The following is a 20,955-nucleotide window of genomic DNA, read 5'->3' as shown; positions in this document are numbered from 1 at the left end:
CGGGGTGTCAGCCGGTTGCCTCCGCCGACCAGGCGGTGGCGTCCGCGAGGCGGGGCGGGGAGACCGATGCCGCTCCGGACAGGTAGGCGGCCCAGAGCAGGTCGAGGTGGGAGAAGGACGCCTCGCCCCAGGTGTCGACCCAGATCCGCAGGTCGTTCGGCCCGGTGACGGTGAGGTCCCACCAGGCCCAGCCGCGCGTCTCCGACTCCGGGTCGAACCGGTAGAGCCAGTCCTGGAGGTCCCACGCGCCGCTCGTTCCCCGGTGGCGCGCGTAGTTCTCCCGGCCGGTCAGCGCGAACGCGGGCGCGTCCGAGGGCCGCCAGGCCGCGGCCCGCACGAACCAGTCGGGGAGCCCCGCCACCGGCAGTTCCTCGCCCGTGAACGGCTGGGTCAGCGCCAGGTCGAGCGCGGCCCGCAGCGGCTCACGAACGCGGCGGGCGTATCCGTCGCGGTCGCCCCCGGGGACGGCCACGTCGAGAAAGGCGAGCACGGGGGTGCCCTCGGGGTCGGCCGCCGGGCGCGCGGAGAGCCGTCCCCTTTCCCGCTCCAGGTCCGCCGTTTCATGCAGCACGTGAACTCTCCTGTGCCCAGGGTGAGATGCCCTAGCCCGCGATGATCCTTCCCGACCCGGGGATGATAGCATTCTGGAATTCATTCAGCATGGAGCCCGGGATTCCATAGAGGTCATCTCCCATGGTCGGGTCGGAGATTTCCGGGGCATGCCTCTTCATCTCCCGCCATTCCGCGGCCGAGAACAGCGTTTCACCGTTCTCCATAACGGGATTCTGCTGGGGAACCGCGGTTCGCCTGACCTGATCGAGGAATGAGTTCTGGACGTCGAAGGCGACGATTTCTCCGACTCCGTCGCGGAAATTCACGGTGTGCGCCATGTCGCCGCTGAGATTCACATACAGCTGTTGCCGCCCGCTGATCGTCACATTGCCGTCCGCGTCCACGTGCATCCGCTGGCTCAGCCGGTGGTCGGTCTGCCGCCGGAAGCCGGGGGTCGAGCCCGGGTGGGCGGCCAGGCCCAGCGGGTCGGACCAGGTGTGCGGATTGTGCGCGTAGCCGTACGAGTTGGGCGACGGGGCCAGGCCCAGCGGGTCGGACGTGGTGTAGCGGCCCGTCGCCGGGTCGTAGTGGCGGTGGTGGTTGTAGTGCCAGCCGGTCTCCTCGTCGGCGTACTGCCCGGGGAACCGCAGCGGTGTTTGGGTGGTGCCGCCCTGTCCCGGGAGCGGAACTCCCCAGAGCGTGGCGTCGGCCCGCCACGCGGTCTGCCCCGCCTCGTCCACCAGGCGCGTCGGTGTTCCCACCAGGTCGGTGACGATGGCGTAGAAGCGGCGGTCGAACTCCGCCTGCGCGTCCCCTCCTCCGCCGCTCTCGATCTGGGTGAGCGGGTGGAGCCCGTTGTAGTCCCAGGTCAGTGTCCCGTCCCGGCCGGACCCGGCGCCCGTGGTGGTCTGCTCGACGAGGGTGGCGTCCTGCCAGGTGAACTCGACGCTCTCCACGACGGTCGTTCCGTCCGCGCCGAGCCGCCGCTTGGCGGAACGGCGGCCGAACGGGTCGTACTCGTACCGCCAGCGGGTGCCGTCCGGGGTGGTGACCGAGGTGAGGCGGTCCTCGGCGTCCCAGGTGTACCGCCAGGTGTCGGGCTTCTTCGACAGGCGCGACTTCTGGCGCAGGACGGTCCGCCCGGCCGCGTCGTACGCGTACCGCAGGCGCCCGGCACCGGTCACGAGCCGGCCCTCGTAGGCGCGTTCGCCGGTCGCGCCGGTCGCGCCGTTGGCCCCCGTGGCGCCGGTCGGTGGCGTGTTGGACCGCGGCCATTCGGCGGTGAGTTGGTCGCCCGAGGAGGCGTAGGCGTAGCTCTCGGACCTGGCGGGGGCGGCGAGTCGCGTCACCCGCCCGCCGGGGTCGACGGTGAACTCGGTGGTCCCGTCCGGCTCGGTGAGCGAGAGCAGGTGGTGGTCGGCGCGGTAGGCGTAGGAGCGCCGGTCGACGGGCGTCGCGTCGGGGGCGGTCAGGGACATCCCGGTGAGACGGCCGGCCGGGTCCCATGTCCTCTCCAGGGCCAGGCCGTTGTCCATGCGGCGGCCCGTCTCCCGCCCGACGGCGTCGTGGTGGAACGCGCTGGCGTACCCGGCGCCGCCCCGGTGCCCCTCGTTGGAGAGGCTGACCGGCCGCCCCGCGGCGTCGTAGGTCCAGGAACTCACCACGCCCGCCGGGGTGGTGCGGCGCAGGANGCCGGCCGTTCGCGTCGTGATCGAGGCTGAGGAGGCGGCCGTTGACGGTCTCGCTCGCCAGGTTCCCCAGGCGGTCGTAGACGCGGTCCAGGACCGTTCCCCCGTCGGCGGCGCGCACGACGCGGCCGAGCGGGTCGCGGGTGAAGGTGACGAGGCCGCCCTCGGAGGTGGTCTTCTCGATGACGCGGCCGAGGTCGTCGTGGCGGTAGGAGACGGTCTGGCCGGCGGCGTTGGTCCGCGTGGTCATCTGGCCGGCGGCGTCGTAGGTGTAGGTGGTGACGCGTCCGTCGAAGTCCTTCTGGGCGACCAGGCGGCCGGCGGGGTCGTAGGTGTAGTCCCAGGTGAGGCCGTCGGGCGCGAGGACCTGGACGAGCCGCAGTTCGGGGTCGCGGACGAAGGCGTGGCGGACCCCGTCGGGGCCGGTGCGGTGGGTGGGCAGGTCGAAGGCGCCGTACTCGTAGGTGGACGTGGCGCCGTTCTCGTCCGTGCTGGTCGCGCAGTTGCCCTCGGGGTCCCAGGTCCAGGTACGCACGCCGCCGAGCGGGTCGGTCTGGCGGGAGGGCTTTCCCTCGACGGTCCACTCCAGGCGGCTGACGGCTCCGAGCGGGTCGGTGACGGCCGTCGCGCGGCCGAACGCGTCGCGCGTGTACCGGGTGGTCTCGCCGTGCGGGTCGCTGATCGCGACGGGGAGCCCGGCGGCGTCGCAGCGGACGCGGGTGGTGGCGCCCCCGGGGTCGGTGATGCCGGTCAGGCCGCCGCGGTCGTCGTAGGTGTAGCGGGTGCGGTTGCCCGCCGGGTCCATGAGCACGGTCCTGTTGCCCGCGGCGTCGTACGCCTGCCGCCAGGCGGCTCCGTCGGGCTGGACGACCTCGGTCATGAGCCCGAGCTCGTTGTACTCCAGCGTCGTGAGGAGGCCGTCCGGGCGGACGACGGCGACGACCGCGCCGCTGTCGTCGTGCTCGTAACGGGTCGTGCGGCCGAGCGGGTCGGTGATGGTCAGGGCGCGGTCGTAGCGGTCGAGCTCGCGGGTGGTGGTGTGGCCGAGGGGGTCCGTCTCGGCGACGAGCTGGAAGCTGTCGTTGAACTGGTAGACCGTCGTGTGGCCGAGCGCGTTGGTCGCGGTGGTGCGGTGGTTGTCCTCGTCGTACGCGTAGCGGTACTCCAGGGCGCGGTCGGTGCCGGTGGAGAACACGCAGCGGCCCTCGGCGTCGTACTCGTACCGGTACCAGGTCCCGTTGCGGTCCTCCCACCGCGCCAGCCGGCACTGGTCGTCATAGGCGAACGTCAGCGGCTGCCCGGAGGAGTTGTGGATCTCGGCCAGCAGGCCCGCGCCGTCGTAGCCGTAGCGCAGGAGGGTGGGCGCCTCCTGGTCGCTCAGCAGCCGCAGCGCGGTGACGCGGCCGGAGTCGGTGGTGACGCCCACGTGGTAGCCGCCGGAGTGGGTGATCGAGGCGGGGGCGCCGTGGTCGTCGTACCGCAGGTCGTAGCGGTTGGTGTTGCGGTCGGTGACGGCGACGAGGGGCAGTTCACCGGCGGCGGCGCCGGGGACCGGGGCGAAGTGCAGGGTGCGGCCGGAGTCGCGCTGGTCGATGGTGATCGCCGAGCCCGGCCGCCCGTCCCAGGCCATCTCCCAGCGGGCGCCCTCCACAGGCAGCACGGTGGCCCCGGGGTCGGTCAACGGGACCGGGTACTCCAGGATCGCGCCGTCCGCGCAGAAGAAGCGGACCCCGTGCTCGTCCAGGGTCAGCCGCTGGTCGAGGGTGGAGGCCCAGGAGGCGCCGAACCAGCGGCCCGAGCGGTAGGAGGAGATGTGGTGGCGCTCGATCACCAGGGGGAGGACGCCGGGCAGTTCGACATCGGTGGCGGACATCAGCAGCTCGCCGGTGGCCACGTCCACGGGGTCGCCGCATGCGTTGCGCCCGTTCATGGGGATCGCGTCGCCGCGGGTGCGGCGGCCCAGGCCCAGCGCGCCTCGTCCCATGCCGCGCAGGCCGGTGCGGGCCAGGCCGCGGACGCCCGCCGCCAGGCCGCCCAGCGTCGTCAGCCCCTTCATGCCGGGGATGCAGTCCAGCGCCGCCATCGCGACGTCGAACAGTGACGCCTGGCCTCTGGCGTATTTGATGAGGGTGTCGGCGAGGACGATGAGGGCGGCGGCGAGGACGACCCAGGCCAGCGGCCCGCCGATGATCATGACGACGACGCCGAGGACGGCGACGACCAGCTTGGCGATGTCGACGATGGTGTCCCAGTTGTCCACCACCCAGTCGATCGCGTCCTCCCACCAACTCCGGTTCTGGATCCCCGCGTCGGACGCCTCCTCGATGTCCTGCGCGCAGATCCGCGCGGCCTCCTCGCGCATCTCCCGCGCCTGCTGGGCCAGTTCGCGGGCGGCGTTGAGGTTCTCCTGCGCGGCGGCCACCCGCCCCTGCGCCGCCGACGCGGCGGCCTCGGCCGCCTCGTGATCCCGCACCGCCGAGCGCACGTCGGACTCCGAGGGCGGCTCCGGGTCCTCCCCCTCCTCCTGAAGACGCTCCGCCTCCTCCCCCGCACGCCCCACCCAGTCCTCCGCACCGGACAGTTCGCTCTGCGCCGCCTGCAAGTCCGCCTGCGCCGCTATCGCCCGGTCCAGCGCACGGTCCGCCTGCGCCTGCGCACGCTCCAGCTCCGGCCAGTACCGCCCCAGCGCGTCCGCCGCCATGTCATAGGAGTCCCGCAGTTTCGTCAGATTCTCCGGGACCCCGTCGAACTCCGAACGGAACGCGTCCGCCGACAGCCCCGACCAGTCCTGCATCGCACGGTCCGACGCCATCCCCCGGATCTTCCCCAGCGCCTCGCCCACATCATCGGCGAACGTCTGCAAGTCCTCGGACAGCGTGCGGACTTCCTCCGGATTCCCCGGAGTCGGATCGGAGTCCATGTCCACCGGACTCCAGTCGGACGGGCGTGTCATGGTCTGCTCCCCCCAGTGACGGTGCTCAGAACAGTCTGCGGATCTTAGTGATACACGACGTATCGGACAACACGGTTCCGTGGTTGGCCGGAATTCCTCCTCAGCGGGGGGTCAGTCCGATCTCGCGGCCGGTCCAGCGGGCGCGCAGCCAACGGTCGTGGCTGGCGGCCACGATGGCGCCGGGGCCGGTGCCCAGGGCCTCCTGGAGTTCGTCGCACAGCCGGGGGGAGAGGTGGTTGGTGGGCTCGTCGAGGAGCAGCAGCTCCGGCGGGTCGGCCAGCAGGAGCGCCAGGGCGAGCCGGCGGCACTGGCCGACCGACAGCTCCCCGACCCGTTGCTCCGCGTCCCGTTCGCCCAGCAGGCCGAGCGAGTCCAGCGGAACGGCCTCGGCGCGCTCGGCGCCGAGCGCCAGCTCATAGGTCTCCCGCGCGGTGCGGTCCTTCCGCTCGAACACGGTGTCCTGCGGCAGCAGGCCGACCGTGAGCCCGCCGCGGCGCCGCACCTCGCCGTCGACGTCCAACTCCCCGGCCAGCACCGCGAGAAGCGTCGACTTGCCCGCCCCGTTCGGCCCGGTGACCAGGAGCCGGTCGGTGACCGGCACATCGAGGCGGTCGATCGAGAGCCGCCCCGGCACACGCACGTCCCGCAGCGACAGCAGGAACCCCTCGGGGGAGAGGGGCGGGGAGGCCAGGGACGGGGCCCGGAACCGCAGGGGCTCGGGCGGCCGGCCGACCTGGGCGCGCTCCAGCTCGTCCAGCCGGCGCATGGCGGACCGCACGCGCCGCCCGACCTGCTGCTGCACCCGGTCGCCGGAACGGTCGTAGCCCATCTTCTCGTTGTCGGTGGGCGCGCGCCCCGGCGCGACCCGGTGCGCGGTCACCGACGCGGCGCGGCGCAGTGCGGCGAGCTGCTCCTGTTCCCGCTCGAAGCGCTGCCGCCACCGTTCCCGCTCCGCGCGCTTCCGCGCCTGGTAGGCGGTGTAGTCGCCGCCGTACCGGGTGGGTCCCTCCGCCGCCGGGTCGAGGTCGATCAGGTCCGTGCAGACGGCGTCGAGGAACGCCCGGTCGTGGCTCGCCGCCACGACGGTGCCCGGCATGTCGCGCAGCTGCCCCTCCAGGAAGGCGGCGGCCTCGTCGTCGAGGTGGTTGGTGGGCTCGTCCAGCAGGAGCGCGGACGGGCGCCGGGTCAGGAGCGCGGCGAGGGCGAGCCGGCTGCGCTGGCCGCCGGACAGGGAGCCCAAAGCGCGGTCGTGCGGGAGGTGGCCGAGCCCGAGCCCGGCGAGAACGATCGCCGCGCGCCGGTCCGCGTCCCAGACCTCGTGCAGCTGCGCGAGGTGGAGTCGCTCGCCGTACCGGGCGAGGAGGTCGGCGTGGCCGGGGGCGTCCTGCGCGACCTCGCCGAGTGCCCGGGAGAGTTCGTCGAGTTCGGCGAGCTGGTCGCGGGCCTCCCGCAGGGCGTGATCGAGCACGTCGGAGAGCGTCGACGCGGCGTCGAACGGCATCTCCTGGCGCAGGAAGCCCAGGTCCGCCGGGCGGACGACGGTGCCGGAGTCGGGGGTGTCCACCCCGGCGAGCAGCCGCAGCAGGGTGGTCTTGCCGGCACCGTTCTCGCCGATCAGCCCGATCCGGCGTCCGGGGGCGGCGGTGAGGGAGAAGTCGTCGATCACCCGGCGGGTGCCGAACGAGCGGACGAGGTCGTGGGCGAGCAGAGCGGTGGGGGACATGGAGAGCACCAATCCGGGGAGGCCGTGCGCCCGGCGGGCGGCGCCGCGGGCGAGGAAGCGTCCCGCCGACGGGCGCCGTCCTCGCGTGCGGCATGCGAACGCGGGAGGTACCGCCCATGGCGGAAGGGGGGTTCACTGAACGCCGACATGGCCACGGCGACGCGTCCGCGTCCTCACCCGTGGCCGATCCCTTCCGGTGTCACCCGGAGATGTCGTCGTCACCCACCACGATGGTCTCCCTCGCCCATGGTCACTCCCGGTCACTGTAACAGCCGGGGCCGCGGCGTCTCAGCCCCGGGGAAGGTTCGCCGCCGCGCCGGAGATGAGGTCCTGGGCGACGGCGAAGACGTCGTCGCACTGGGCGCGGACCCAGTCCATCGTGCGCTGATGCCGCCTGGTGCCGGTGCTGTTGGGGTTCTCGTAGTCCATCTCGTGGACGATGTGGTTCCGCGCGGTGAAGAACGGGTCGAGCAGCGCGAGTCGTTGCTGCGGCACGGTCGCGTTCGGTATGCCGAGCGTGTCACGGACCCGCCTGCGCAGGTCGCCGCTGCCCTGCATGCTGGCGCTCGTGCGCGCGGCCACATACAGCCCGATCATCTCGGTGCGGGGCGCCTTGCTGCGGATCGCCGCGCTGAACGTCTCCGAGGGCCCGCCGGCGAGTTGCTGCCTCACGTACTCGTCGAACTTCCTCGCCGCCGCCTCGTTCTCCTCGACGAGCAGGGCGACGGTGTCCCGCACCAGCCGCTTGCAGCAGGCGTCGAGACCGCTGGAGGTGAACACGATGGCGGCCCGCAGCAGGTTCTCCTCGTCCATGGCCAGCCGCCCGCGGAACTCCTCGCGCGCCTCCGCGCGGGCGCGGCGGACGAGGGACATGCCCTCGAAGATGCCCTGGACACTGGCGTGGGCCCCGCGGAGGTACTTCCAGGCCGGGGTGATCAGCTTCCGCCGCGGCTTGGGACCCAGCGGGGAGAGGGTGATCTCCGTGAACCCGTCCCCGTTGCCCATCCCTCGCCCTTCCCCCTCGCCCTTCCCCCGGCGGCCGACGCCCAGCATAGGGGCCGGTGCGGTCACCCGATGCCGGGGACGACGAGGGCGAGCCAGACCACGGCGGGGACCGCCGTGACCACGACGCCCCCGTACACCATCAGCTGGCGGAAGAAGCGTTCCCGGTCCACCTCGGGTGCGGCGGCCAGGACCAGGGCGCCGTTGGTCGAGAACGGGCTGACGTCCACGACGGTGGCGGAGACGGCCAGCGCGGCGATCATGCCGACCGCGCCGATCTCGCCCTGGGCCAGGAAGGGCACGGCCAGCGGGATGAGCGCGCCCATGATGCCGACGGAGGACGCGAAGGCGGAGATGATCGCGCCGATGTAGCAGAGCAGGACGGCGGCCAGCAGCGGGACGCCGATGTCGCCGACGGCGTTGCCCGCGTAGGCGATGGTGCCCATCTCCTCCAGCACGCCGACGTAGGTCAGCACGCCGCAGATCAGCAGCACGGTGGGCCAGGCGATCTGCCCGACCGCCCGGCGGCCCTCGTCGGGCCAGCACAGGTTCAGCAGCACGGCCAGCGTGATGGCGGACAGCCCGGCGTCGAGGTCGAACGCGAGGACGCCGACGACGAGGGCGGCCAGGGCGGCGAGCGTGGTGATCCGGGCCGGGTTCAGCCCCGGGTCCTCGCCCGCCTCCCGCTCGCCCGCGCGGTCTCCCTCCCGCCCCGACAGCTTCAGCCCGCCGAGCACGACGAACAGCACGGCGGCGATGACCAGGTTCACCACGGCGCTGGCGAGGAAGAGGAAGACCTCGTTGCCCGGCAGCCCCTCGCGCTCGACGATGCCGTTGACGATGGAGCCGTAGACGCTGATGGGCGAGAAGCCCCCGCCCTGGGCGCCGTGGACGACCATGGCGCCCATGAGCAGCGGGCTGATGCCGTACCGGGCCGCGAAGCTGAGCGCGACGGGCGCGACGATGGCGACGGCGGCCGGGGACAGCGCGCCGATGGCGGTGAGCGTGCCGGTGATCACGAACATCACCCAGGGGATGAGCGCGACGCGCCCGCCGACCAGCCGGATGGCGGCCCGCACCAGCCAGTCGGTGGTGCCGTTGGCGCGGGCGATGGCGAACAGGTAGGTGACGCCGACGAGGACGACGAACAGGTCGCCGGGGAACCCGGCGAAGATGCCGTCCGCGTCGAGGTCGGCGACCAGCTCCCCGACGCCGAACGCGGCGGCGAAGGACAGGACGCCCATGTTGATCGAGCGGGTGGTGGCGATCACGAAGACCACCACGAGGACGAGTATGGACGTCAGTTCCGGGGACAACGCCGCTCCCTCCGGCTCCGGCCAGAATGCGCCAGGTGGCTGAACCACAGTGGGTGCGGCACGCGGAGGCGTCAAGGGCCGCGACGGCCTGGACAACGGAGCCGGTGGAATGGGCCCGTTCGCTCCCGGCCCGGCTCCCGCGGGCTTCCCAGGCGGCGCAGTACGAGCAGTGCCGCTCCCGCGGCGACCGCCTCGGCCAGCGGGATGCTGATCCACAGCCACAGCGTCCCGAAGAGGCTGAACACCAGCAGCAGCGGCACCCGGATCGCGGCGATCGACCCGACCGATATGGCGTAGGACGGACGCGCCCGGCCCAGCGCCTGAAAGTACGCCGACACCAGCGTCGCCACGCCCGCGAGGGGGTAACCGAGGGCGAGGATCCGCAGGGTGGAGGTCGCCTCCCGGTGCACGGCCGGGTCGTCGGTGAACGTCGCCGTCAACGGCCCGGCGGCCACCAGCAGGACGAGGCACGCCGCCGTCCCGTAGACCACGCTCGCGCGCAGGGCGAGCGTTCTGGCGCGGTGGACGCGAGCCGTCAGGGCGCGGCCCGCGTTGTAGCCGATCAGGGGCTGCATCCCCTGGGAGATGCCGAGATGGGGCATCAGGACGAACGTGCCGATGCGCCCGCAGATCGCGTAGGCGCTCAACGCCACCGGGCCGCCGGTCGCCACCAGCAGGTTGTTGACGAGGGCCACGACCAGCGTGGCGCCGAAGCCGGCGAGGAAGGACGGCGCTCCCACGGACAGCAGCGCGCGCAGGGTGGGGCCGTGCGGGCGGAGGTCGGCGAGGGTGATGCGGTAGGGACGGTCGCGCTGCACGAAGAAGAACCACAGGCTCATGGCCACCGAGACCGCCTGCCCGCCGACCGTCCCCAGGGCCGCGCCGCGGACGCCCAGGTCGAAACCGAAGATCAGCAGCGGATCGAGCACGATCTGGCAGACCACCGCGACCACCCAGAGCGCGGTGGAGAACCGCATCCGCCCCTCGGCCCGCACCAGGCTGGAGAAGCCGGTGCCGGTGAGCGCGCCCGCCAGGATGATCACGCCATAGTCATGCGCGAGGCCCCGCGTCGCGCCCGTGGCGCCCAGCAGCGTGAGCAACGGGTCGATCAGCAGCACGCCCAGCCCACCGATGACCACGGCGGCCGTCCAGTAGACGAGGAACGCGTTGCCCGCGGCGCGGGCGGCCCCCCGGGGATCTCCGGCGCCGAGGCTGCGGGAGACCAGCGACGCGCCGCCCGCCCCGACCGTGGTCGACACCGCGCCGATGACGAGCAGCACGGGCGCCACGAGGTTCACGGCCACGAACGCGGTCGTCCCCACGCCGCGGGACACGAACCAGGCGTTGGTCAGCGCGTAGACGCCGTAGGTCGTGACCGACAGGGTGGCCTGGGAGGTGGAACTCCACAGCAGGGGCCCAACCGGCCGGGTGCCCAGGGACGTTGCAAGCTCCCGGCGGTCGGCGCGCCCCATCCCGGCCGCGCCGTCAGCGCGTGTGGCCGAAGCCCGCGACGGCCGCCGCCAGCCCGTCCCGCGCGACGTTGTACTGCGAGGGGTCGGTGTGCCCCCGGTAGACGGTCTCGATCACCATGATCAGCAGCAGGTGCACGGTGTACAGCCGACGCCGCAGGCTCTCGCCCGGGGTCAGCGGGCCCCTGCCGTAGCCGCGCAGGAAGTTCGCGTCGGTGCCCGCCGGTTGCCCGAGGTCGACGAAGCCCGCCTCCATGATCGGGTCGCCGTACAGGGCGCGTTCGTGGTCGATGATGCCCACCAGGGTGCCGTCGCGCACCATGACGTTGCCGTCCCAGAGGTCCCACTCGATGAACGCGGGCTCCGTCACCTCGTCCAGGCAGTCGGCGTGGTCGGCCAGGATCCGGCGTATGACGTCGTAGTCCCAGCCGATGTCGACGCGACGCCGCTCGCCGTCGCACAGGACGTCCTCAAGGAGCCCGGTGAAGACCTGCCGCCAGGTGGCCCCGCCGCTTTCCTCGCCGTGCGGCGGGCCTCCGAGCAGTGGGCCGAAGCGGTCGCCCCTGATCTCGTTGAGCGCCCGGTTCACCGCGCCGAGTGCCGTCCGGTAGGTGCCGTAGAGCTCTGGGGTGAGCGTGTCCTTGACGATGCCGAGGGTGTCCGCGTCCAGGTGCTCCATGAAGAACCAGTCCGCGTCGCACAGTTCGTGGCTTCCGTCGTGGAAGTGGACGGCGGGGACGGGCACGTCGGTGCGCTCGCGTATCAGGGCCAGCGCCGCCAGCTCCGTGCGCATCGCGTCCCGCTCGTAGGTCATCACCTCGACGCCGGACGGCGGGGCGATCTTGAGCACCACCCGCTCGCCGTCCCGCAGACGGACGCGGTAGGCCACGTTGAACCAGCCGTGACCCAACTCCTCGCACCACGCCCCGCCTTCGGGCACCCGCGCGTCGCCGTAGGCCCGCGCGACCATGGCCCGCAGCACGTCGGTGGGCTGGCGGTTCTTGGTGATGCTCTCGGTCACGGCTGGCATGGCGGTCTCCTTCGTACACCGGGCGTTCACCGTGTGGCGCACACACCGTAGCTCGCGCGGGGCGTTCCTCGTGGGGCGTCCGTTGTGGGTGGGGCGGCTTCTACGCCTGGTCTAGGTGGCGCGGGCTTGCCCGGGTGTCCGTTTCGTGCGGATGCACGAGGGAGGCACCTACGGGGGGAGGGTTCGTGGGTCGGGGTCGTCCCGGTGACCGGTCGGCTTGTGGGTGGAAGAAGTGGGTGTCCGGACGGGCGCAGCGGATGGCGGCCGTCTTGGGTCGGTCTGTGGGTGGTGGGCTGGGGTGGCGCGCACCCTTCGGGCCTGCCCTGGCCGCACGTATTCGTCGTCGTCCGCGCGCCGCCCGGGCTTATGTAGCGGGCCGGTGGGTTCGTTGCCCTATCGGGCATCGGAGGGCGGGGACTGTTTTGAAACGGCGCACGGTTTGTTTTCAACACTCTGTTTAAAACGAAGTGTTTCGCGTTTCAGAACAGTCCCCGCCTCCAGATGCCCGAAGGGGCAGACGACTGCGCACCGCCACCACTGCCCGGTTGGGCAACGAGCCCCACCGGCCCGGCGGATGACCAGCGAGGGCACACAGAGGCGGCAGCAGCTGCGCGCCACCCCAGCCGACCACAGGCAGACCGACCCTCCAACACCCGCATCCGCTGCGCCCGTTCGGACACCCACCTCTTCCATCCACAAACTGGCCGGTCACCGGGACGGCGAACACCCACGAACCCTCCCCCGCAGGTGCCTCTTTTCGTGCATCCGAACGAGAGCCGACACCCGGGCAAGCGCCGGCCACCTAGGCCAGGCGTGGAAGCCGCCCCACCCACACACCACACGACACCGGCGAAACGCCTAGCCTTGCTCGGGTGATGACAGCGGATGACGTGCTGGCGGTCCTGACCCTGCTGCGTCGGGCGGGAGTCGAGGTCTGGGTCGGTGGTGGCTGGGGGATCGACGCCCTGATCGGCGAGCGGACGCGGGACCATCGTGACCTGGACCTGATGCACAGGGCCGGCCAGGAGCCCGCGGCGCTGACGGCCCTCTCCGGCGCGGGGTTCGCGGAGACCGTCGACTGGCGGCCCGTCCGCTTCGTCGTCGCGGCGTCCGACGGCCGGGAGCTCGACCTCCATCCCCTCGTCTTCGCCGCCGACGGCTCGGCGGTGCAGACCTCGCTCACGCCGGGGCGTCCGTTCACCTATCCCGCCTCGTGCTTCGTGACGGGCACCATCGGGGGAACGACGGTTCCCTGCCTCTCCGTCGAGCAGCAGGTCCTCTTCCACCAGGGGTACGAGCCGGCCGAGCGCGACCGGCACGACATGGCGCAGCTCCGCCGGGTGTTCGGGATCGCCACCCCCTGCTGAGCCGAACGGGGAGAGCGGCGCCACCGCGGGCGCGAACGTCAGCGGTGAACCGTGAGCGCGCGGAGGCGGTTGAGGGCCGCGGCGATCTCGAAGCGGCGGGGGACCGCGAAGTCCTCGTCGCGCACGGCGAGCAGGGCCGCGACGCCCTCGGGGCCCGACAGGTCCCGATCGAGCAGGTCCAGGGCCTCGGCCAGGGAGCGCCGCCCGTCGAGGTGGCCGTGGCGCACCAGCAGTTCGAGGGCCAGGCCGACGCCGGTGACCTGCTGGGCGTCGGTGAGCTGTTCGACTCCGCGCAGGTCCACCTCGTTCTCCCCGAACACGAGGTCGTCCAGGCCGCGCGCGCGGACGCGGGGGCGGCCACGGACGGTGGAGTCCAGGGAGGCGGGGTCCGGGCGGCGGTGGACGACGCCGGGGAACGACTCGGCCTCCGCGCGCCGCCCGGTGGGCATGGCCGCCACCCGGTGGGCGCGTTCCGTGACGTCGGTGAGCCGGTAGGCGTCCATCATCAGCACCCGGTCGGCGACCTCCAGGTAGTCGCCCGAGCCGCCCATCACCAGCACCGTCGAGACGCCGTGGTCGCGGTGGAGCGAACGCACCGAGTCCACCAGGGGCGTCAGCGGCTCGTGCTCCTTGGCCACCAGCGCCTGCATCCTGGCGTCGCGGATCATCAGGTTGGTGGCGGCGGTGTCCTCGTCGATGAGCAGGACCCGCGCCCCCACCTCCACCGCCTCGCAGAGCGAGGCCGCCTGCGAGGTGGAGCCCGAGGCGTTGGGCGTGGAGAAGTCCCGGGTGTCGGAGCCGGAGGGCAGGTGGTCGACGAAGCCGTGCACATCCACCCGCGTCACCGAACGGCCGTCCTCCGCACGGAGCTTGACCGTGTCGCCCCGGGAGGCGACGCGCTCGCGACCGTCGCCGGGCACATGGTCGCGGACGCCGGTTTCCAGGGCGCGCAGCAGGGTCGACTTGCCGTGGAAGCCGCCGCCGACGATCAGGGTCACGCCCTCGGGGATGCCGGCGCCGGTGACGGGACCGGCGTTCGGGAGCCGCACGGTCACCCGCAGCGCGTCGGGGGCGCGGAAGGGGACCACCTCCGCGCCCCGGGCGGGGCGGTCGTCCGCCCCGCTCCGGCGCGGGAGCAGCGCGCCGTCGGCGACGAACGCCACCAGGCCCAGCGCGGGCAGCGCGTCGCGGAGCGCGGCGGAGTCCTCCACGGTCGCGACGAAGTCGCGCACCGCGTCCGCGTCCAACGCCTCGTGGCACAGGGCGCGTTCGGCGAGGGACGGCAGCGTGGCGCAGAGCAGGCGCCGCGCCGTGCGGCCGTCGATCCGCCGGCCGTTGCCGGGCAGCGAGACGCCGAGCCGCAGGGTGAGCGAGCCGTCGTCGGCGTCGATCACGCAGGAGGCGCGGTCCAGCACCTCCTGGCCGCCGGCGTCCACGCGGCAGGCCCGCTCCCCGGCCACCTCCCGCGCCGCGCGCCGCGCCAGATACCCGGCGAGGGCGCGGCGCCGCACCGGAGAGTTCCGCAACTCCTCGGGAAACCCGGCCCGTTCACCGGGAACGTGCATGGCGACGCGGGCCGGTGGCGCGAACGGGTCGGCCTGCGCCCGGACCAGCTCCACCGTCCACCCGCCCGGGAGTTCCCAGGCGCCGACGAGCCCCTTGTACCTCCCGTACGGCGCCCCGTCGAGCCGTTCCAGCTCCCGGTCCAGGCCCTGGCGGGCCCGGCCGCCCCGGCGCGCCGCCCCGCCGCTTCCCTCGTGCTGCCTCACCCTGCTCCTCGGTCCGCCGCGTTCGTCCGTGCCCCGCGCCTCCGCCCTACAGGGTGCGCTCCAGCCGCTCCGCGAGGAGCGTGGTGAAACGGGCCGGGTCGCCGATCTGGCTGCCCTCCGCCAGGAGCGCCATGCCGTAGAGGAGCTCGGCCGTGCCGGGGAGCTCCGGGTCGGACGCGCGGTCGGCGTGGGCCCGGCGCAGGCTCTCGACCAGGGGGTGGCCGGGGTTGAGCTCCAGGATGCGCTTGCTCGTCGGCACCTCCTGGCCCATGGCGCGGAACATGTTCTGGAGGGCGGGAGTCACGTCGTGGGTGTCCGAGACGACGCAGGCGGGCGAGGTGGTGAGGCGGGAGGAGAGCCGCACCTCCTTCACCTCCTCGCTCAGCCGCTCGCCCATCCACGTCAGCAGCCCGGCGTACTCCTCCTGCCGCTGCTCCCGTTCGGCCTTGACCTCCTCCGTCTCCTCGCCGGTGTCGAGGTCGGCCTCGCCCTTGGCGATGGAGCGCAGCTCCTTGCCCTCGAACGGGGGCACCGCCCCGACCCACACCTCGTCGACCGCGTCGGTGAGGATCAGCACCTCGACCCCCCGGTCGCGGAACGCCTCCATGTGGGGCGAGCTCTCGATGGCCGAGCGGGACTCGCCGGTCATGTAGTAGATGTGCTGCTGCCCCGGCTTCATGCGCTCGACATAGTCATGGAGCGTCGTCGGCCGCTCGGCGTCGTGGGTGGTGGCGAAGGAGGAGGCCGCGAGGATCGCGTCGCGGTTGTCGATGTCGCTGAGCAGCCCCTCCTTCACGACCCGCCCGAACTCCCGCCAGAAGGTGGCGTAGTTCTCCGGGCGGTTGGACCGCATCTCCTTGATGGTGGAGAGCACCTTCTTCGCCAGTCTGCGGTGCATCAGCTGGATCTGGCGGTCCTGCTGGAGGATCTCGCGGGAGACGTTGAGCGACAGGTCAGCCGCGTCCACGACGCCCTTGACGAACCGCAGGTACTCGGGGACCAGCGCCTCGCAGTCCTCCATGATGAGGACGCGCTTCACATACAGCTGCACGCCGCGCGGGGTGTCCTGCGCGAAGATGTCCCGCGGCGGGTGCGAGGGGAGGAACAGCAGCGCCTGGTACTCGAAGGTGCCCTCCGCCCGCACCTGGATGATCTCCAGCGGGTCGGCCCAGTCGCGGCTGATGTGCTTGTAGAGCTCGTGGTACTCCTCGTCGGAGACCTCGTCCCGCGACCGCGCCCACAGCGCCTTCCGCGAGTTCAGCGTCTCCGGCTCCGGCTCCGGCCGCGTCTCGGGGGCGTCCCCGGCCTCCGGCTCGCCCGCCGCGGCGTCGACCGCCGCGTCCCCCGCCGCGGGGTCGGCCCCGGGGCCGGCCATCCGGATCGGCCAGGTGATGAAGTCCGAGTACCGCTTGACGATTTCCCTGATCTTCGAGGGCGCGGTGTAGTCGAACACCTTGTCCTCGGTGTCCACCGGCTTGAGCCGCAGCGTGACCGACGTCCCCTGGGGCACCTCGTCGACCGTCTCGATCGTGTACGTCCCCTCGCCGGTGGACGTCCAGCGGGTGCCCTTCCCCTCGCCCGCGCGGCGGGTCACCAGGGTCACCTCGTCGGCCACCATGAAGCTGGAGTAGAAGCCGACGCCGAACTGCCCGATCAGCCCCTCCGCCGCCGCGGCGCTCCGGGCCTCCTTGAGCTGCTGGAGGAACTCGGCGGTGCCGGACTTCGCGATGGTGCCGATCAGCCCCACCACGTCGTCGTGCGACATCCCGATCCCGTTGTCCCGCACGGTCAGCGTGCGGGCCTCCGGGTCGGCCTCGACGCCGATGTGCAGATCCGACACGTCGGCGCCCAGCGTGCCGTCACGCAGCGCCTCGATGCGGAGCTTGTCCAGCGCGTCGGAGGCGTTGGAGATCAGCTCTCGCAGAAACACGTCCTTGTTCGAGTAGATCGAGTGGATCATCATCTGGAGGAGTTGGCGCGCCTCTACCTGGAACTCGAACGTCTCGGTCGGCATGGTCGTGAATTCCCTCACCTGTGTCACCTGTTGACGGGAGCCCCGCCCCCGTGGGCGTCGCGGGCTCCCAGGTTGCCTGTCCAGGAGATGGTATGCCGCGGCGCGCGCCGTCAGCCGCCGTGCGTGGCCGAGGTGCGGAAGTCGGTGTAGGTGTAGGGGTTGTCGAGGATCTCGGGCGCCGCGGTCTCCGGGTTCATGCCCTGCCGCCAGGCGTCCTCGCCCAGCCGGCCGCGGAGGTGTTCCACGGTGGCGGCGGCCTCCCGCCGGGCCGCGGCCAGGTCGACGCCGACCAGGCGGTGGTCGTGCTTGAGGACCCGGCCGTTGACCAGCACGGTGTGCACATCGCCGCGCTGCGCCTGGAACACGAGGTGCCCGTACGGGTTGACCAGCGGGAACATCACGGGCGACGCGTCGTTCTTCACCAGCACCACGTCGGCCTTCAGGCCCGGCCGGAGGCTGCCGATCCGGTCGTCGAGCCCGAGCGCGCGGGCGCCTCCGCGGGTCGCCCACGCGACGACCTGGTCGGCGCGCAGGTGGCAGTGGGTGACGGTCTCCTTCCTGGCGTGTGCCGCCATGTGCTCGCGGGCGCGGTCGGCGCCCAGCGTGCTGCGCATCGCGGAGAACAGGTCGCCGCTCCACCAGACGCTGGTGTCCGTGGAGAGCGAGACGGGGATGCCGTGGGAGCGGAGGGCCCAGGTGGGCGGGTAGCCCTGGCCCGCGCTCTGCTCGCTCTCGGTGGAGACGGAGACGGAGCCGCCGGTGGCGGCGATCCGGTGGTAGGAGTCGGCGGTGAGGCTGGCGGCGTGCACGTAGACCGTCCGCGGCGTCGCGAACCCCGCCTCGTGCATGAGGCGCACGCCGTCATCGTTGGTCGCCCCCCAGACCCCGGCGTGCGTGGTGACCGGCACGTCGAGGTCGCGGGCCACCTCGAACGCGGCGCGCTCGGGGAACGCCGGGTCGCCGGTGACGTCGAAGGCGAGCTGGAGGCCGAGCATGTCGTCGCCGCCGCTGAAGTGCCGTTCGGCGAACGCCCGCAGCTCGGGCGCGGTGGCCCACTCCCAGGGCGCGCCGTGGATGTTGCCGTAGGCCAGGACGAAGCGGGCGGGTATGGACCGCAGCGCCTCGACGGCCGCCTCGGCGTGGTCGGGGGTCCGCAGCCCGTGCGACCAGTCGACGGTGGTGGTGACCCCGGCGTCCACGGCCTCGATGGCGGCCAGCCGGTTCCCCGTGCGGATGTCCTCGGGACGGAACTCCTTGCCCCACTCCAGGTAGTACCAGACGAAGTACTGGGTGAGCGTCCAGTCGGCGCCGTAGCCGCGCATCGCGGTCTGCCACATGTGGCGGTGGGTGTCGACCATGCCCGGCATGACGATCCCGCCCGACGCGTCGATCTCGGCCGTGCCCTCGGGAACGGGGAGGCCCGGCCCGACCGCCTCGATCCGTTCGCCGAGGACGAGCACGTCGGCGCCGTCGAGCACGGTCCCGCGGTCGTCCATGGTCAGGACCGTGCCACCGCGGAAGACCACCGGTCGGCCCGGCTCGATGGGGGGTGCGTTCATGGATGCGTCTCCTCCACGGCGTCCTCGGCTCCGGAGGGGCACCACGTTAACGGACGAGTGTCCGACTGACGGTCACCCCGCGTCGTGGCGCAACGATGCGGCGCGCGCCGCCGGGGTGTCAAGGGGGGCGCAGCGCCCCGCCCGCGGCGGCGATCGACGCGTCGGGCGCGGAACGGGCGTCGGCTACGCTCGCGTCGGACGCGCCCGCCCGCGGACCGGTCTCCCGGCGGGCCCCACCATCCACAGGAGAGCCCGATGCCCCGCCGCGACGCCGACCCGAACTTCATCGAGGCCATCGCCCGCGGCTTCGACGTGATCAAGGCGTTCACCCCCGGCCGGGCGTCGATGACGCTGAGCGAGGTGGCGGCCGGGGCCGGGCTCGCCAGGCCCACCGCGCGCCGGGTGCTGCTGACGCTGGAGGCGCTGGGGTACGCGCGCCGGACCGGCGGCGCGTACGCGCTGACCCCCCGCGTTCTCGAACTCGGCCACACCTTCGTGCAGTCGATGGGCCTGTGGGACGTGGCCAGGCCGCACATGGAACGGCTGGTCGGGCTGACCGGGGAGTCCACGTCCGTGGCGCAGCTCGACGGCTCGGACATCGTCTATGTCGCGCGGGTCTCGGTGCCCAGGATCATCGCGCTGGCGGTCTCCATCGGCACCCGCTTCCCCGCGCCCTCGACCTCGCTGGGCAAGGTGCTGCTCGCCGAGCTGGAACCGGCCGACCTCGCACGCGTGCTGGCCGAGCCGAGCCGGGCGGGGGTGACCGCGAGGCGGCAGCCGCGGGGCGCCGAGCTGACCGCCGCGCTGGAGGAGGTACGGCGGCGGGGCTGGTCGCTCACCGACGAGCAACTCGCCGTCGGGGTGCGGTCGGTGGCCGCGCCGCTGCGCGACGGCGAGGGCCGGGTGGTCGCGGCGATGAACGTCACCGTGCACGCCGCCGAGACCTCCGTGGAGAAGCTGCGCGAGGAGTACCTGCCGCTGCTGCTCGAGGCCGCCGCGGCGGTGAGCGCGGACTTCGCGCACCACGGCTCCGTCCCCCACGTGTCCGTCCCCTCCTGACCTCCGTTCCTCGCCCCCTCCCTTGACACGGTCGTTCGCCGCCGCACAGACTCGCCGTGGCGGACAGCTGTCCGCAGAGTGAACGGCAGCGAGGAGTGTGCCGCCATGACCGCCGAGGCCACCGCACCCCCGGCCGCGCCGCGCGGGCCGCTGCACGGCCTGCTGGTCGCCGACTTCTCCCGGATCCTCGCGGGTCCCTATGCCTCGATGCTGCTGGCCGACATGGGGGCCGAGGTGGTCAAGGTCGAGAGCCCGGCCGGCGACGACACCCGCACCTGGCTGCCCCCGGTCCGCGGCGAGACCGCCACCTACTACCTGGCGGTCAACCGCAACAAGCGCTCCGTCGCCCTGGATCTCAAGGACGAGCACGACGCCGCCCTCGCCCGCGAACTCGCCACCCGCGCCGACATCCTCATCGAGAACTTCCGGCCCGGCGGCCTGGCCCGGTTCGGCCTCGACCACGCGACCCTGGCCGCCGCCAACCCCGGCCTGATCTACGCCTCCATCACCGGCTTCGGCTCCGGCGACGGCGCCGCGCTGCCCGGCTACGACCTGATGGTCCAGGCGATCAGCGGGCTGATGAGCCTGACCGGCGACCCGGAGGGGCCCCCGTTCCGCAGCGGGATATCCGTCTTCGACGTCATGTCCGGGCTCCAGGCCACCATCGGCATCCTCGCCGCCCTCCGGCACCGCACGGACACCGGGCGGGGCCAGCGCGTCGAGGTCAACCTGCTCTCCACCGCGCTCTCCGGCCTGGTCAACCACACCAGCGCCTATGTCGCGGGCGGCACCGTCCCCCACCGGATGGGCAACGCCCACCCCAGCCTCTTCCCCTACGAGGCGCTGCCCACCGCCGACGGCGAGCTGATCGTCATCGCCGGGAACGACAAGCAGTTCGCCCTGCTCTGCGGCGTGCTCGGCGTTCCCGAGCTGACCGAGGACCCCCGGTTCGCCCGCAACCAGGACCGCACCGCCCACCGCGCCGCGCTCCGCCCGCTGCTGGTGGAACGGCTGGCCACCCGCACCCGCGCGCGGTGGTTCGACGCCCTCCTCGCCGCCGGAGTGCCGTGCGCGCCGATCAACACCGTGGCGGAGGGCGTGGCGTTCGCCGAGGAACTGGGCCTCGACCCGGTCGTCGCGGTCGGCGAGGGCGACGCGGCCGTCCCCTCGGTGCGCAACCCGGTGACGTTCTCCGACACCCCCACCGGATACCGGCTCCCCCCGCCGGGACTCGACGAGCACGGCGCCGAGATCCGCGCCTGGCTGGCCGCGCCCGGCCCCGCGCCCGCCGTCCCTCCCCGGCCGGAGGCGATATGCAAGTCCCTCGTGATCCCGCACGCGCTGTCCGCTGCGGGCGGCTGTGCGCCGCCCCCCGCTCGCACGCCCCAGCGGTCGCGGATCGTCCGCGCCGGGGAGTAGGGCTGGAGATCGTCCCGATCACCTTCCGGCAGGCA

The 20,955-nt window shown here is 72.8% G+C and carries 14 protein-coding genes; 3 read left to right on the top strand and 11 right to left on the bottom strand.

Annotated elements, in window-relative coordinates; all coding sequences use genetic code 11:
- Positions 1 to 7 precede the first annotated feature (7 nt).
- The 8 genes from ADY01_RS20200 to ADY01_RS20150 form a co-directional block, all read right to left on the bottom strand.
- Complete coding sequence (locus ADY01_RS20200; protein ID WP_049575391.1) at positions 8 to 571, bottom strand: hypothetical protein; 564 nt, start codon at positions 569 to 571, stop codon at positions 8 to 10.
- A 31-nt stretch (positions 572 to 602) separates the two neighbouring features.
- The gene (locus ADY01_RS41860) at positions 603 to 2,030 is read right to left on the bottom strand and encodes an RHS repeat domain-containing protein (protein WP_420715727.1); all 1,428 of its coding nucleotides are present in this window, start codon (positions 2,028 to 2,030) and stop codon (positions 603 to 605) included.
- A gap of 213 nt (positions 2,031 to 2,243) precedes the next feature.
- Positions 2,244 to 5,160: DUF6531 domain-containing protein (locus ADY01_RS41855; RefSeq protein ID WP_420715726.1), on the bottom strand; the 2,917-nt coding region annotated here is incomplete at its 3' end.
- A gap of 133 nt (positions 5,161 to 5,293) precedes the next feature.
- On the bottom strand, positions 5,294 to 6,916 hold the full coding sequence (locus ADY01_RS20170; protein ID WP_049575374.1) for an ABC-F family ATP-binding cassette domain-containing protein: 1,623 nt from the start codon (positions 6,914 to 6,916) through the stop codon (positions 5,294 to 5,296).
- Positions 6,917 to 7,204: 288 nt separating this feature from the next.
- Positions 7,205 to 7,921, bottom strand: coding sequence for a hypothetical protein (locus tag ADY01_RS20165; protein ID WP_049575372.1), 717 nt, complete (start codon positions 7,919 to 7,921; stop codon positions 7,205 to 7,207).
- 62 nt (positions 7,922 to 7,983) lie between these two features.
- On the bottom strand, positions 7,984 to 9,234 hold the full coding sequence (locus ADY01_RS20160; protein WP_049575370.1) for an SLC13 family permease: 1,251 nt from the start codon (positions 9,232 to 9,234) through the stop codon (positions 7,984 to 7,986).
- A 71-nt stretch (positions 9,235 to 9,305) separates the two neighbouring features.
- Positions 9,306 to 10,706, bottom strand: coding sequence for an MATE family efflux transporter (locus tag ADY01_RS20155; protein WP_049575367.1), 1,401 nt, complete (start codon positions 10,704 to 10,706; stop codon positions 9,306 to 9,308).
- A 13-nt stretch (positions 10,707 to 10,719) separates the two neighbouring features.
- Complete coding sequence (locus ADY01_RS20150; protein WP_049575365.1) at positions 10,720 to 11,733, bottom strand: phosphotransferase family protein; 1,014 nt, start codon at positions 11,731 to 11,733, stop codon at positions 10,720 to 10,722.
- Between the two features lie 875 nt (positions 11,734 to 12,608).
- Here ADY01_RS20150 and ADY01_RS20145 point away from each other — a divergent pair.
- Positions 12,609 to 13,100 carry a nucleotidyltransferase domain-containing protein gene (locus ADY01_RS20145; RefSeq protein WP_078900436.1) on the top strand — a complete coding sequence of 164 codons (492 nt, stop codon included), beginning with the start codon at positions 12,609 to 12,611 and terminating at the stop codon, positions 13,098 to 13,100.
- A gap of 38 nt (positions 13,101 to 13,138) precedes the next feature.
- Here ADY01_RS20145 and ADY01_RS20140 read toward each other — a convergent pair whose 3' ends face one another.
- From ADY01_RS20140 to ADY01_RS20130, 3 genes are all read right to left on the bottom strand, one after another.
- A complete protein-coding gene (locus tag ADY01_RS20140) occupies positions 13,139 to 14,869 on the bottom strand; it encodes an ABC-ATPase domain-containing protein (protein ID WP_049575360.1) in 1,731 nt (576 codons plus the stop codon).
- Positions 14,870 to 14,915: 46 nt separating this feature from the next.
- Entirely contained in the window at positions 14,916 to 16,883 is a 1,968-nt protein-coding gene (gene htpG, locus ADY01_RS20135) for a molecular chaperone HtpG (RefSeq protein WP_049575357.1), read from the bottom strand.
- Positions 16,884 to 16,993: 110 nt separating this feature from the next.
- Positions 16,994 to 18,442: an amidohydrolase family protein gene (locus ADY01_RS20130; protein ID WP_049575354.1), complete on the bottom strand. Its 1,449-nt coding sequence runs from the start codon at positions 18,440 to 18,442 to the stop codon at positions 16,994 to 16,996.
- 255 nt (positions 18,443 to 18,697) lie between these two features.
- Between ADY01_RS20130 and ADY01_RS20125 the strand changes: the two genes are divergently transcribed.
- On the top strand, positions 18,698 to 19,501 hold the full coding sequence (locus ADY01_RS20125; protein WP_049575352.1) for an IclR family transcriptional regulator domain-containing protein: 804 nt from the start codon (positions 18,698 to 18,700) through the stop codon (positions 19,499 to 19,501).
- A gap of 105 nt (positions 19,502 to 19,606) precedes the next feature.
- Positions 19,607 to 20,920 (top strand): CaiB/BaiF CoA transferase family protein, encoded by a 1,314-nt coding sequence (locus ADY01_RS20120; protein ID WP_078900435.1) that lies wholly within the window; start codon positions 19,607 to 19,609, stop codon positions 20,918 to 20,920.
- The last annotated feature ends 35 nt before the right edge of the window (positions 20,921 to 20,955 follow it).

The organism is Streptomyces sp. SBT349 (assembly GCF_001083795.1).
In the GTDB taxonomy this organism is placed as follows: domain Bacteria; phylum Actinomycetota; class Actinomycetes; order Streptomycetales; family Streptomycetaceae; genus Streptomyces.
The sequence above is the reverse complement of the archived record's forward strand: the minus strand, read 5'-3'. Positions and strand labels throughout refer to the sequence as shown.

Excerpts from the sequence above, each read along its gene's own strand:
- ADY01_RS41860 (WP_420715727.1), bottom strand. The coding sequence starts at position 2,030 with ATGTCCCTGACCGCCCCCGACGCGACGCCCGTCGACCGGCGCTCCTAC.
- ADY01_RS20125 (WP_049575352.1), top strand. The coding sequence starts at position 18,698 with ATGCCCCGCCGCGACGCCGACCCGAACTTCATCGAGGCCATCGCCCGC.
- ADY01_RS20130 (WP_049575354.1), bottom strand. The coding sequence starts at position 18,442 with ATGAACGCACCCCCCATCGAGCCGGGCCGACCGGTGGTCTTCCGCGGT.
- ADY01_RS20155 (WP_049575367.1), bottom strand. The coding sequence starts at position 10,706 with ATGGGGCGCGCCGACCGCCGGGAGCTTGCAACGTCCCTGGGCACCCGG.
- ADY01_RS20170 (WP_049575374.1), bottom strand. The coding sequence starts at position 6,916 with ATGTCCCCCACCGCTCTGCTCGCCCACGACCTCGTCCGCTCGTTCGGC.
- ADY01_RS20165 (WP_049575372.1), bottom strand. The coding sequence starts at position 7,921 with ATGGGCAACGGGGACGGGTTCACGGAGATCACCCTCTCCCCGCTGGGT.
- ADY01_RS20150 (WP_049575365.1), bottom strand. The coding sequence starts at position 11,733 with ATGCCAGCCGTGACCGAGAGCATCACCAAGAACCGCCAGCCCACCGAC.
- ADY01_RS20120 (WP_078900435.1), top strand. The coding sequence starts at position 19,607 with ATGACCGCCGAGGCCACCGCACCCCCGGCCGCGCCGCGCGGGCCGCTG.
- htpG (WP_049575357.1), bottom strand. The coding sequence starts at position 16,883 with ATGCCGACCGAGACGTTCGAGTTCCAGGTAGAGGCGCGCCAACTCCTC.
- ADY01_RS20145 (WP_078900436.1), top strand. The coding sequence starts at position 12,609 with ATGACAGCGGATGACGTGCTGGCGGTCCTGACCCTGCTGCGTCGGGCG.